The 11,980-nt window shown below is 65.9% G+C and carries 12 protein-coding genes and 1 other RNA gene; 5 read left to right on the plus strand and 8 right to left on the minus strand.

What is annotated here, in order from left to right; all coding sequences use genetic code 11:
- Positions 1 to 1,189: DNA polymerase III subunit gamma/tau (gene dnaX, locus CON77_RS09815; RefSeq protein WP_101048972.1), on the minus strand; the 1,189-nt coding region annotated here is incomplete at its 3' end.
- A gap of 34 nt (positions 1,190 to 1,223) precedes the next feature.
- Here dnaX and ffs point away from each other — a divergent pair.
- The 5 genes from ffs (at position 1,224) to CON77_RS09840 (ending at position 5,270) form a co-directional block, all read left to right on the plus strand.
- Positions 1,224 to 1,320: signal recognition particle sRNA small type (gene ffs, locus CON77_RS09820), an RNA gene on the plus strand.
- 38 nt (positions 1,321 to 1,358) lie between these two features.
- A complete protein-coding gene (gene trxA / locus CON77_RS09825; protein WP_101048973.1) occupies positions 1,359 to 1,691 on the plus strand; it encodes a thioredoxin TrxA in 333 nt (110 codons plus the stop codon).
- A gap of 164 nt (positions 1,692 to 1,855) precedes the next feature.
- Positions 1,856 to 3,118: a transcription termination factor Rho gene (gene rho / locus CON77_RS09830; protein ID WP_101048974.1), complete on the plus strand. Its 1,263-nt coding sequence runs from the start codon at positions 1,856 to 1,858 to the stop codon at positions 3,116 to 3,118.
- A 117-nt stretch (positions 3,119 to 3,235) separates the two neighbouring features.
- Positions 3,236 to 3,490 (plus strand): type B 50S ribosomal protein L31, encoded by a 255-nt coding sequence (locus CON77_RS09835; RefSeq protein WP_101048975.1) that lies wholly within the window; start codon positions 3,236 to 3,238, stop codon positions 3,488 to 3,490.
- A 70-nt stretch (positions 3,491 to 3,560) separates the two neighbouring features.
- Entirely contained in the window at positions 3,561 to 5,270 is a 1,710-nt protein-coding gene (locus CON77_RS09840; protein WP_101048976.1) for a hypothetical protein, read from the plus strand.
- Between the two features lie 25 nt (positions 5,271 to 5,295).
- Here CON77_RS09840 and phoR read toward each other — a convergent pair whose 3' ends face one another.
- The 7 genes from phoR to pstS all read right to left on the minus strand — a co-directional run bounded on the left by phoR (position 5,296) and on the right by pstS (position 11,824).
- Positions 5,296 to 6,609 (minus strand): phosphate regulon sensor histidine kinase PhoR, encoded by a 1,314-nt coding sequence (phoR, locus tag CON77_RS09845; protein WP_101048977.1) that lies wholly within the window; start codon positions 6,607 to 6,609, stop codon positions 5,296 to 5,298.
- Complete coding sequence (phoB, locus tag CON77_RS09850) at positions 6,606 to 7,331, minus strand: phosphate regulon transcriptional regulator PhoB (RefSeq protein ID WP_101048978.1); 726 nt, start codon at positions 7,329 to 7,331, stop codon at positions 6,606 to 6,608. The genes phoR and phoB overlap by 4 nt, the downstream gene beginning before the upstream one ends.
- Positions 7,328 to 8,029 (minus strand): phosphate signaling complex protein PhoU, encoded by a 702-nt coding sequence (gene phoU / locus CON77_RS09855; protein ID WP_101048979.1) that lies wholly within the window; start codon positions 8,027 to 8,029, stop codon positions 7,328 to 7,330. The genes phoB and phoU overlap by 4 nt, the downstream gene beginning before the upstream one ends.
- 2 nt (positions 8,030 to 8,031) lie before the next feature.
- The gene (pstB, locus tag CON77_RS09860) at positions 8,032 to 8,808 is read right to left on the minus strand and encodes a phosphate ABC transporter ATP-binding protein PstB (RefSeq protein WP_101048980.1); all 777 of its coding nucleotides are present in this window, start codon (positions 8,806 to 8,808) and stop codon (positions 8,032 to 8,034) included.
- Between the two features lie 37 nt (positions 8,809 to 8,845).
- Entirely contained in the window at positions 8,846 to 9,700 is an 855-nt protein-coding gene (gene pstA / locus CON77_RS09865) for a phosphate ABC transporter permease PstA (RefSeq protein ID WP_101048981.1), read from the minus strand.
- Position 9,701: 1 nt separating this feature from the next.
- Positions 9,702 to 10,700, minus strand: coding sequence for a phosphate ABC transporter permease subunit PstC (gene pstC, locus CON77_RS09870; protein ID WP_101048982.1), 999 nt, complete (start codon positions 10,698 to 10,700; stop codon positions 9,702 to 9,704).
- Positions 10,701 to 10,786: 86 nt separating this feature from the next.
- On the minus strand, positions 10,787 to 11,824 hold the full coding sequence (gene pstS, locus CON77_RS09875) for a phosphate ABC transporter substrate-binding protein PstS (protein ID WP_101048983.1): 1,038 nt from the start codon (positions 11,822 to 11,824) through the stop codon (positions 10,787 to 10,789).
- Positions 11,825 to 11,980: the final 156 nt, after the last annotated feature.

Below are 11,980 nucleotides of genomic sequence, written 5' to 3' on the forward strand. Positions count from 1 at the left end.
CGGGTGCGGGTGCGGGTGCGGTCGGCAGTGTCACCGCGGCGGCGGCCTCACGCGGGGCCAGAGCCGCGGATTTCAGAGTTTTTTTTTCCGCCGCGGGCCGAAACGCCAGCAAGCGCAACAGCACCATGGTCAGGGCCGCGTATTCGTCGGGTGCCAGCCCCAACTCGCCCCGGCCGTGCAGGCACAGGCTGTAGAGCAATTGGGTGTCGTCGGCTGGCAGGGTCGCGGCCAGCTGCTGCACACGCACCTCGTCCGGGTCGTCGCTGGCGGCGGTGGCCGGCACCATCTGCGCCACGGCCATGCGCTGCAGCACGCCCACCATGTCTTCCAGCGTGGAAGCCGCGCCAAAACCGTGGATGCGCAGGGTGTCGACGGTGTGCACCACCGCGGCACCGTCGCCCGCGGCCAGGGCCTCCAACAGGGTCCAGACGTGGCTGCGGTCCACCGCCCCCAGCATCTGGCGCACTGCGGCCTCCTGCAACTGGCCGCCGCCGAAGGCAATGGCCTGGTCGGTCAGGCTCAGGGCGTCGCGCATGGAGCCGCGCGCCGAACGGGCCAGCAGGCGCAAAGCCGCGGCCTCGGCCGGCACTTGTTCGGCGGCCAGCACACGGCCCAGGTGCTCCTGCACCGTGTCGGGCGCCATCGGGCGCAGGTTGAACTGCAGGCAGCGGCTCAGCACCGTGACCGGCACTTTCTGCGGATCGGTCGTGGCCAGCACGAACTTGAGGTACTCGGGCGGCTCCTCCAACGTCTTCAACATGGCATTGAAGGCGGTGTTGGTGAGCATGTGTACCTCGTCGATCATGAAGACCTTGAAGCGCCCCTGCACCGGTTTGTAGACGGCCTGCTCCAGCAGGCTTTGCACCTCGTCCACCCCGCGGTTGGAAGCAGCGTCGAGCTCGGTGTAATCGACGAAACGGCCGCTGTCGATGTCGCGGCAGGCGTCGCAGACGCCGCACGGCGTGGCGGTGATGCCGCCCTGCCCGTCCGACCCGGTGCAGTTGAGCGACTTGGCCAGGATGCGCGACACCGTGGTCTTGCCCACCCCGCGCGTGCCGGTGAACAGGTAGGCGTGGTGCAGGCGCTGCGTGGTCAGGGCATTGCCCAGGGCCTGGACCACGTGCTCCTGCCCCACCATCTCAGCGAAGTTCTTGGGGCGGTATTTGCGGGCCAGGACGACGTAGGACATGCGGGGATTCTATCTGTCGCATACAATCGAACGTGACGGGCCTTCCCGCATGGTGAAGCGGCCAACCGGGTCAGGTGGGGAACCAAGCAGCCCTAACTGTGAATCCAGTGCCGGGATCAAGGCTCGTCACCTTATTTCCATCTGAAGCGACAAGATTTGAGGCGCATTCATGGCCAACGAGCTGATCAAACACGTGACCGACGCAACCTTTGAAACCGATGTGGTGAAAGCCGCTGCGCCGGTGTTGGTCGACTTCTGGGCCGAATGGTGTGGCCCCTGCCGCATGATCGCCCCGATCCTGGACGAAGTGGCCACCAGCTACAACGGCAAACTGCAGGTCGCCAAGATGAACGTGGACGAAAACCGCAACGTGCCGGCGCAGTACGGCATCCGCGGCATCCCCACGCTGATGTTGTTCAAGAACGGTGAACTGGCCGCCACCAAAGTGGGCGCCCTGAGCAAAGCCCAGCTGACCGCCTTCATCGACCAGCAACTGGCCTGATCGAACCCCACCGCCCGGGTGCAAGGCCTGGGCGGTTTTCCTGTCATAATGGCAAGTAGCAGGGCCGCCCTTAGGCCCGACAGAACACCAGCGTTCGCGCCAAAGCAGCCGCGATCCGCACCTTTCCCCCACACACCGTCTGGACTCCTAGCAGGAGTGATCCCATGCACCTGAACGAACTCAAGGCACTGCACGTGTCTGAAGTGCTCAAGCAAGCCGAAGCCCTGGAAATCGAAAACACCGGGCGCATGCGCAAGCAGGAGTTGATGTTTGCCATCATCAAGAAGCGGGCCAAGGCGGGGGAACAGGTCAACGCCGACGGCGTGCTCGAAGTCCTGCCAGATGGCTTTGGTTTCCTGCGGGCGATGGACACCAGCTTCACCGCCAGCACCGACGACATCTACATCTCGCCCAGCCAGATCCGCCGCTTCAACCTGCACACTGGCGACATGATCGAAGGCGAAGTGCGCATCCCGAAAGACGGCGAGCGTTACTTTGCTCTGAACAAGCTCGACAAGATCAACGGCCTGCCGCCCGAGCAGAACAAGCACAAGATCATGTTCGAGAACCTGACGCCGCTGTTCCCCAAGCAGCACATGCGGCTGGAACGCGACATCAAGGGCGAAGAGAACATCACCGGCCGCGTGATCGACATCATTGCGCCCATTGGCAAAGGCCAGCGCGCGCTGATTGTGGCCCCGCCCAAGAGCGGCAAGACGGTGATGATGCAGTCGATTGCCCACGCCATCACGGCCAACCACCCCGAGGTGGAAATGATGGTGCTGCTGGTGGACGAACGCCCAGAAGAAGTGACCGAGATGCAGCGCACCGTCAAAGGCGACGTGATCGCGTCCACCTTTGACGAACCCGCCGCCCGCCACGTGCACGTGGCCGAGATGGTGATCGAACGCGCCAAGCGCCTGGTGGAACTGAAAAAAGACGTGGTGATCCTGCTCGACTCGATCACCCGCCTGGCACGCGCCTACAACAACGTGCTGCCCTCCTCCGGCAAGGTGCTGACCGGCGGCGTGGACGCCAACGCGTTGCAACGCCCCAAGCGCTTCTTCGGCGCCGCGCGCAACGTGGAAGAAGGCGGCTCGCTCACCATCATCGCCACCGCGCTGATCGACACCGGCAGCCGCATGGACGAGGTGATCTTTGAAGAATTCAAGGGCACCGGCAACAGCGAACTGCACCTGGACCGCCGCCTGTACGAAAAGCGCGTGTTCCCGGCCATCCAACTCAACCGCAGCGGCACCCGCCGCGAGGAACTGCTGCTGCAGCCGGAAATCCTGCAGAAAACCCGCATCCTGCGCCAGTTCATGTACAACATGGACGAAATCGAGGCCATGGAAATGGTCTTGAAGAGCATGAAGCAGACCAAGAACAACTCCGAGTTCTTCGACCTGATGCGCCGCGGCGGTTGATCGCCAGGGCCAAAAACCCATATAATCCAAGGCTTTGCGGAAAGTGCACCGGATGGGCCGGTGGCGGCTGCCGCGGTTGCCGGGGCCAACGACCCTTAGCCCCAAAAGGAAACAGCGATGAAAGAAGGCATTCACCCCAACTACCGCGAAGTGTGCTTCGTGGACCTGTCCAACGGCTTCCAGTTCGTGACCCGTTCTTGCGCGAACACCAAAGAAACCATCAAGCTGGACGACGGCCGTGAACTGCCGCTGTTCAAGCTGGACACCTCCAGCGAATCGCACCCCTTCTACACCGGCACCCAAAAGTCGGTGGACAACATGGGCGGCCGCGTGGAGAAGTTCCGCAACCGCTTTGCCCGCACCGCCAAGTAATTGGCCGATGCCCCGCGAAAAAGCAGCCGCAAGGCTGCTTTTTTGTTGTTGCCGCTATAGTTCACCCCACATGTCCACCACCCCCGCCATCGTCACCCAACTGGCCGCCCGTCGGCTGCCCCGCTGGGTGCTGCTGCTGCTGGGACTGGCCTATGTGCTGCCGGGGCTGCTGGGGCGGCAACCCTGGCGGCACGCCGACCTTGCCTCGTTCGGCGCCATGCTGGACCTGGCCCGCCAGCCGGGGCATTGGCTGCACCCCCAGGTGCTGGGGCAGGCGGCCGAACTGCCCGGCTGGCTGCCCTACTGGCTGGGGGCCGGCTTCATCCAGGTCCTGCCCTGGCTGCCTGCCGACCTGGCCGCGCGCCTGCCTTTCGGGCTGATGCTGGGACTGACCCTGGTCTGCACCTGGTACGCGATGTTCCACCTGGCCCGGCTGCCGGGCGCACAACCGGTGAGCTTTGCCTTCGGCGGCGAGGCCCAGCCGCTGGACTACGCCCGGGCCATGGCCGACGCCGCCCTGCTGGCCCTGGTGGCCAGCCTGGGCCTGGCCCTGCTCTCGCACGAAACCACGCCGAGCGCCGCCCAACTGTGCTTCAGCGCCCTGCTGCTGTACGCCGCCGCTCGCCTGGTGAGCCCACCCGGACAGCACCCGGCGCTGGGCGTGGCGGCGTGGTGGCTGGGCGCCTTCGGCCTGGCCACCAGCGGTGCGCCCGGCCTGGCGCTGACCCTGGGCCTGGGGGGCTTGCTGGGTGCCGCACGCAGCGGCGCCCTGGAAACGGAAGACCGCACACGGCTGTGGTCCTGGGCCGCCAGCGGCCTGGGTTCGCTGCTGGCCACGGCCACGGCCGTGCGCCTGGGCTGGACCCCGGACCTGAACACCACGGCCTGGCTGGGCTGGCTGGACTACCCTGCCTGGCGCAGCGCCGGCCGCCTGATGGTGTGGTTCACCTGGCCGGCCGGGCTGCTGGCGCTCTGGACGCTGTGGCGCTGGCGCGGCCGTTGGCACAACGCCCACCTGTGGCTGCCGCTGTGGTGGGTGTTGGCGGGCCTGGCGGGCATCGCCTGGCTGGGCGGCCAGAACGAGGACCGCGCCCTGCTCCCAGCCCTGCCCGCCCTCGCCTGCCTGGCGGCGCTGGCCCTGCCCACCCTGACGCGCACCGTCACCGCCCTGATCGATTGGTTCGCCCTGTTGTTCTTCAGCGGCGGGGCGCTGATCGTCTGGACGGTGTACGTGGCGATGATGACCGGCACCCCGGCCAAACCGGCCGCGAACGTCAGCAAGCTGGTGCCGGGGTTCGAACCGGTGTTCTCCTGGGGCCTGTTCCTGCCGGCCTTGTTCGCCACGGTGGCCTGGCTGGGCGTGCTGGCCTGGCGCATCGGCCGCCACCGCCCGGCCTTGTGGAAAAGCCTGGTGCTGTCGGCTTCGGGCGGCACCTTGTGCTGGCTGCTGCTGATGACGCTGTGGCTGCCGCTCCTCAACTTCGGCATGGGGCAGGCCCCGATATCGCGCCGCATCGCCGAGGTGACGCCACCGGGCAGCTGCGTGCTGGTGTACGGCTTGAACCACGCCCAAATCAGCGGACTGCAACACCACGGTGCACTGGAGGTGCGGCGCTGGCGCCGGGCCACCGACCAACCGGCCTGCCAACGCTGGGTGGTGAACCCGGCCGCCTACCACACCCTGCCGCCCGGGGCACTGGAGGGCTGGTCGCTGATGACGCGCCTGCCACGGCTGCGCGGCGACCGCGCCCACCTGATGGTGTTCGAACGCCGGCCCTGAAAGGGCGGCGACAGAGGCGAGCCGCTCAGTCGCTCAGCACCCGGCTGGGCGGCAGCACGATGCGGAACCGCGAGCCCTGCCCCACCACGCTGTCAACCAGCATGTGCCCGCCGTGGCGCTGGGCCACGTGCTTGACGATGGCCAGCCCCAGGCCCGTGCCACCGGTTTCGCGCGAGCGGCTGCGGTCGACGCGGTAGAAGCGCTCGGTCAGGCGTGGCAGGTGCTCGGCCTCGATGCCGGGCCCGGTGTCCTGGACGTGGAACTCGACACTGCCATCGGCCAGCAGCGCCCAGCCGGCCCGGATCTGCCCGTGCGCCGGGGTGTAGCGCACCGCGTTGCTCAGGAGGTTGGACATGGCGCTGACCAGTTCCGAACGCGCCCCGGCGATCTGGAACAGCGGGCTGGGCTCGGCCACCAGGTCGTGGCTGCCCTGGGCCAGCACGTCGGACAGGGCACGGGCCTCGTCCACCACCTGACTGAGCAGGTCCTGCGACGACACCCATTCGGACGAACCGGGAATGGGGCTGCCCTCCAGTCGGGACAGGGTGAGCAGGTCGCTCACCAAGGTCTGCATGCGCTGGGCCTGCTGGCCCATGAGGGCCAGGTAACGGCGGCGCTCTTCGTCGGACACGTCGAGGTGCTGCAGGGTCTCGATGAAACCGCTGACGACGGTCAACGGTGTGCGGATTTCGTGCGAGACGTTGGCCACAAAATCGCGGCGCATGGCCTCGGCCTGTTCCACGGCGGTGACATCGCGGGTGAGCAGCAGGCGCCGGCCTTTGCCATAAACGTGGATCTGGATGGAAATGCGCTGCGGATGGCCCGGATAGGCGTCGCGTCCGTCAATTTCGACGGGTTTGCTGAAGTCGCCCGCGTTCAGGTAGGCGATGAAGGCCGGGTCGCGGATCAGGTTGCGGATTTGCTGGCGCACATCGCGCTTGGAGTCAAAGCCCAGGTGCTGCGCCGAGGTGAAGTTGCACCACTCGATGGCCGAGGTTTTGTCGAGCAGCACGACCCCGTTGGGCGAGGCCTGGATGGCAGCGAGGAATTCCTGCAAGCGGGCCTCGCTCTTGCGGGCCTTGCGGTTGAGGGCCTTGAAGCCCTTGCGGCTGCGCTCCACCACCTCGGCCCAGACGGTGGACACCCGTGGCGGATTGACCGCATGGCCATGGCGCAGCCAGTTAAGCACCCGGGCCGCACGCACGTTGTCGAGCGTGATCCACAGGGCCGAACCGGCCAGGGTGCCCGCCACCCCTTCCCACGCCGCGTCACCGTAGACCAGTGCCAGCACACCCCCTGTCAAACTGCAGGCAAACAACTCCAGGGGGCGGCGGATCATGCGGGGGTCGGGTCGGTCTTGGGTTTGGCGGCGAGGGTTTGCGCGGTCAGGCGGTAACCCGCACCACGCACGGTTTCGATCATAGCGCCCGCGGTGCCCAGCGATTCGCGCAGGCGCTTCACATGCACATCGACGGTGCGTTCTTCGATGAAGACGTGGTCGCCCCAGATGCGGTCGAGCAAGGCCCCGCGGGTGTGGACACGCTCGGGGTGCTTCATCAGGTAATGCAGCAGCTTGAACTCGGTCGGACCGACCTTGAGCTCGCGCCCGGCGTGCAGCACGCGGTAGGTGGCCGCATCCAGGCTCAGCTCGCCGACCTGCACCGTGTCATTGACGATTTCCGGCGCACGGCGGCGCAGCACTGCGCGGATGCGCGCCAGCAACTCCTGCGTCGAAAACGGCTTGGTGACGTAGTCGTCGGCACCGGCGTCCAGGCCCTGGACCTTGTCGGACTCTTCGGTGCGCGCCGTCAGCATGATGATGGGCACGGTCTTGATGCGTTCGTGCTGGCGCCAACGCTTGGCCAGCTGCACGCCGCTTTCGCCAGGCAGCATCCAGTCCAGCAGGATGACGTCGGGCAGCACCGCGTCCACCTCGCGCTGGGCGGCGGCACCGTCGAACACCACGGTCGGCGCAAAACCGTTGTGGCGCAGGTTGACGGCGATCAGCTCGGCGATCGCCGGCTCGTCCTCCACCACGAGCACGCGGGGCAGCTTTCTCATTGGACGGCCGACTCCCGTTGGGCCGCCGTGGTGTGGCGCACGTCGGTGCCCTTGGCCACGTAGATGCTGGCCTCGGCGATGTTCTTGGCGTGGTCGCCCACCCGTTCGATCGCCTTGGCCAGGAACAGCAGGTTCAGGCTGGTGGAGATGGTGCGGGGGTCTTCCATCATGTAGGTGATGAGCTTGCGCAGGTAGCCTTCGTAGGCGGCGTCGATGCGGTCGTCCTCGTCGATGATGCTGAGCGCGGCCTGCGCGTCCAGACGTGCGAAGGCGTCCAGGGTCTTGTGCATCAGGTCGGCGGCGAGCTGGGCACCGTCGGCCAGGTCGATCACCGGCAGGTTGCGCGGGGCACCGGCTTCGATGAAGGACTTGGTCATGCGGGCGATGCGCGAGGCCTCGTCACCGGCACGCTCCAGGTTGACGATGACGCGCGACACGCCGACCAGCAGGCGCAGGTCGCGCGCGGTCGGCTGGCGCCGGCTCATGGTGGAGGTGATGTCGTGGTCGATCTCCACCTCCAGGCGGTTGACCTTCTGCTCCAGGGCCAGCACCTGATCGGCGGTTTCCACGCTCAGGTGGTGCAAGGCGTAAATGGCCTGGCGCAGCTGCGACTCGACCAGACCGCCCATTTCGAGCACGCGGGTGGAGATGTTGCTCAGTTCGGCGTCGAACTGGCTGGAGAGGTGTTTGTCCGTCATGATCAACCAAACCTTCCGGTGATGTAGTCTTCGGTTTCGGTGCGCTTGGGCTTGAAGAAGATCTGCTCGGTGACACCGAATTCGATCAGCTCGCCCAGGTACATGTAGGCGGTGAAATCGCTGCAGCGCGCGGCCTGCTGCATGTTGTGGGTGACGATGGCGATGGTGTAGTCGTTTTTCAGCTCGTGCACCAGCTCCTCGACCTTGCCGGTGGAGATCGGGTCCAAGGCCGAGGTCGGCTCGTCCAGCAGCAGGATGGAGGGCTTGACCGCCACGCTGCGCGCGATGCACAGGCGCTGCTGCTGCCCGCCCGACAAGCTCAGGCCGCTCTGGTGCAGCTTGTCCTTCACCTCGGTCCACAGAGCGGCCTTGGTCAGCGCCCATTCCACCCGGTCTTCCATCTCGCTCTTGCTCAGGTTTTCGTACAACTTCACGCCGAAGGCGATGTTGTCGTAGATGGACATGGGGAACGGCGTGGGCTTCTGGAACACCATGCCGATGCGGGCGCGCAGCAGGTTCAGGTCCTGCTTGGGGTCCAGGATGTTCTGGCCGTAGAAGTTGATTTCACCCTCGGCGCGCTGGCCGGGGTACAGGCTGTACATGCGGTTGAGGGTGCGCAGCAGCGTGGACTTGCCGCAACCCGACGGGCCGATGAAGGCGGTGACCTTCTTCTCGGCGATGTCCATGTTGATGTTCTTCAAGCCCTGGAACTTGCCGTAATAGAAGTTCAGGTTGCGCACTTCCAGCGCGTTCTTGGTCTCGATGGCGGTATCGGTCATGTCGAGGATTCCTATAGGCGTTGCAAGGGGGCGCGGTTCAGCGCTGGACCTTTTCGCGGAAGGCCACGCGGGCCAGTACGTTGAGCAGCAGCACGGCCAGGGTGATGAGCAGCGCACCGCCCCAGGCCAGCCGGATCCAGTTGTCGTAGGGGCTCATGGCAAACTGGAAAATCACCACGGGCAGGTTGGCCATGGGCTTGCCCATGTCGGTGCTGAAGAACTGGTTGTTCAGCGCGGTGAACAGCAGCGGCGCGGTTTCGCCGGAAATGCGGGCCACGGCCAGCAGCAGGCCGGTCATCACCCCGCTCTTGGCGGCGCGCAGCGTCACCAGGGTGGCCACCTTCCAGCGCGGGGCGCCCAGGGCGAAGGCGGCTTCGCGCAGGCTGCCGGGCACCAGGCGCAGCATGTTCTCGGTGGTGCGCACCACCACCGGAATGGCGATGAGCGACAGCGCCAGGCTGCCGGCGTAGCCCGAGAAGTTGCCCACCGTGGCCACCGCGATGGCGTACACGAACAGGCCCAGCACGATGGACGGGGCCGACAGCATGATGTCGGTGACGAAGCGGGTCAGTTCGGCGGTCTTGCTGGTGTCGCCGTATTCGGCCAGGTAGACGCCGGCCAGGATGCCGATGGGGGTGGACACCAGCACGGTCAGGCCCAGCATCATCAGGCTGCCGACGATGGCGTTGCGCAGACCGCCGCCTTCGGTGCCGGGGGCCGGGGTGTCCTGGGTGAACAGGGTGAGGTCGAGGGCCGAAATGCCGTTGGAGAACAGCACATACAGGATCCACAGCAGCACGGCCAGGCCCAGGCCCATGGAGGCCATGGACAGGGTCAGGCCGATGGCGTTGGCCGCGCGGCGCTTGCGGTAGAGGGAAGCGTTGAATTGCATGTCAGAGCCCCTTGGCCTTTTCGGCACGCAGGATCATGACCTTGGCCAGGGCCAGGACCACGAAGGTGATGACGAACAGCAGGAAGCCGAGCGCGAACAGGGTGGACAGGTGGAAGTCCGCCGCTTCGGCGAATTCGTTGGCCAGGGTGGAGGCGATGGAGGTGCCCGGCGAAAACAGCGAGGCGGGCAGCCGGTTGGCGTTGCCGATGACGAAGGTCACGGCCATGGTTTCGCCCAAGGCACGGCCCAGGCCCAGCATCACGCCGCCGATCACGCCTTTTTGCGTGTAAGGCAACACGATGCGGCGCACCACTTCCCAGGTGGTGCACCCAATGCCGTAGGCCGATTCGCGCAGGATGGCGGGCACGATTTCGAACACGTCACGCATCACTGCGGCGATGAAGGGCAGCACCATGAAGGCCAGGATGATGCCCGCGGCCAGGATGCCCAGGCCCGTGGGCGCGCCACCGAACAGCCAGCCGACCAGGGGCATGCCGCCCAGCATGTCCTGCAGCGGCACCTGGATGTAGTCGGCAAACAGCGGGGCGAACACGAACAGGCCGAACATGCCGTAGATGATGGAGGGCACCGCGGCCAGCAATTCCACCGCCGTGCCCAGCGGGCGGCGCAGCCAGGCGGGGCAGGTTTCGGTCAGGAACAGCGCGACTCCAAAGGCCAGCGGCACGGCGAGCAGCAGGGCGATGCCGGCGCTGATGAGGGTGCCGACGATGGCGATCGCGGCCCCGAATTCTTCGTTGATGATGTCCCACTCGACGTACCAGACGAAACGCAGGCCGAACTTCTGGAACGTGGGCCAGGCGTTGACGAGGAGCGAAACGATGATGCCCAGCAGGGCCAGCAACACCAGCAGCGAAAAGGTTTGCGTGACGCGGTGGAACAAGGCGTCTTCCAGTCGCTGGCGTTTGGCGATCTGGAGCATGCGGGGGCTACCGGTCTGCGCCGGCGCGGGCGGTGCGCTCATGGTGATATCCAGGTTCATACTGACTCCGACAAGGACCGGGCCCTTGGCACACGAACGCCCGTCGGTGGGCGGTTCACACCGACGGGACGTTCGGTTTCAAGCCATCACTTGGTGTTGATTTGCGACCAGACCTTGCTGCGAATTTCGCCAGTCAGTTTATCGGGCAGCGGCACATAATCCAAATCGGTGGCGAGCTGCTTGCCGTTCTTGAACGCCCAGTCGAAGAACTTCAGCACTTCAACGCTTTCGGCCTTGTTGCTCGGCTCCTTGTACATCAGGATGAAGGAAGCGGTCACCACCGGGTAAGCGGCATCGCCGGGCTGGCTCACCAGGGAAATGCCCATGCCCGGGGCCTTGGACCAGTCGGCGTTGGCGGCCGCGGCGGCAAAGGTGGTGTCGTCGGGCATGACGTACTTGCCGTTCTTGTTCTGCAGCGACAGCACCGGGATGTTGTTCTTCTTGGCGTAGGCGTATTCCACGTAGCCCAGCGAGCCCTTGACGCGGGTGACGTTGGCGGCCACGCCTTCGTTGCCCTTGCCACCCACCGAGGTCGGGGCCGGCCACTTGACGGCAGCGCCCTTGCCCACGGAGTCGGCCCATTCCTTGCTGACCGAGCTGAGGTAGTCGGTCCAGTTGAAGGTGGTGCCGGAGCCATCGGCGCGGTGGACGATGGTGATGGCCTGGTCGGGCAGGGTTTTGCCCGGGTTCAGCGCAGCCAGCTTGGGGTCGTTCCACTTGGCGATCTTGCCCATGAACATCTCGGCCAGCACCGGGCCGGTCACGCGCAGTTCGCCCTTGCCAAAACCTTCGACGTTGAAGACCGGCACGGTGCCGCCGATGATGGCGGGGAACTGGACCATGCCGTCCTTGTCCAGGTCGGCGCCGGGCACCGGGGCGTCGGAGGCGCCGAAGGCCACGGTCTTGGCGCGGATCTGGCGGATGCCGCCGGAGGAACCGATGGACTGGTAGTTCAGGCCATTGCCGGTTTCTTTCTTGTACGCTTCGGCCCACTTCGCGTAGATCGGGAAGGGGAAAGTGGCGCCCGCGCCGGTGATGTCGGCGGCCATGGCCACACCACTGAAACCGACGGTTGCTGCGGACACTGCGGCAGCAGCGATGGTTTTCAGAAAGGTACGCTTCATGGAGATCCTCAAGGGTTGGTGAAGGGATGTCGCGACTTTAGGAAGTTTTTGTGACAAGCTTGTGACAGCCTCGTCACATTCACATGAACCCGCCGCCCACGGCCTCCGGCAGCAGACCCACCGCCCCGGCACGACCTCGGGTTTACACGGTGTTCG

Source organism: Macromonas nakdongensis (assembly GCF_002837145.1).
GTDB lineage: Bacteria > Pseudomonadota > Gammaproteobacteria > Burkholderiales > Burkholderiaceae_C > Macromonas_B > Macromonas_B nakdongensis.

Coding starts and splice junctions, on each gene's coding strand:
- pstA (WP_101048981.1), bottom strand. CDS start 9,700: ATGCAATTCAACGCTTCCCTCTACCGCAAGCGCCGCGCGGCCAACGCC.
- CON77_RS09840 (WP_101048976.1), top strand. CDS start 3,561: ATGTCCACCACCCCCGCCATCGTCACCCAACTGGCCGCCCGTCGGCTG.
- pstS (WP_101048983.1), bottom strand. CDS start 11,824: ATGAAGCGTACCTTTCTGAAAACCATCGCTGCTGCCGCAGTGTCCGCA.
- phoR (WP_101048977.1), bottom strand. CDS start 6,609: ATGATCCGCCGCCCCCTGGAGTTGTTTGCCTGCAGTTTGACAGGGGGT.
- phoU (WP_101048979.1), bottom strand. CDS start 8,029: ATGACGGACAAACACCTCTCCAGCCAGTTCGACGCCGAACTGAGCAAC.
- trxA (WP_101048973.1), top strand. CDS start 1,359: ATGGCCAACGAGCTGATCAAACACGTGACCGACGCAACCTTTGAAACC.
- rho (WP_101048974.1), top strand. CDS start 1,856: ATGCACCTGAACGAACTCAAGGCACTGCACGTGTCTGAAGTGCTCAAG.
- pstB (WP_101048980.1), bottom strand. CDS start 8,808: ATGACCGATACCGCCATCGAGACCAAGAACGCGCTGGAAGTGCGCAAC.
- phoB (WP_101048978.1), bottom strand. CDS start 7,331: ATGAGAAAGCTGCCCCGCGTGCTCGTGGTGGAGGACGAGCCGGCGATC.
- CON77_RS09835 (WP_101048975.1), top strand. CDS start 3,236: ATGAAAGAAGGCATTCACCCCAACTACCGCGAAGTGTGCTTCGTGGAC.
- pstC (WP_101048982.1), bottom strand. CDS start 10,700: ATGAACCTGGATATCACCATGAGCGCACCGCCCGCGCCGGCGCAGACC.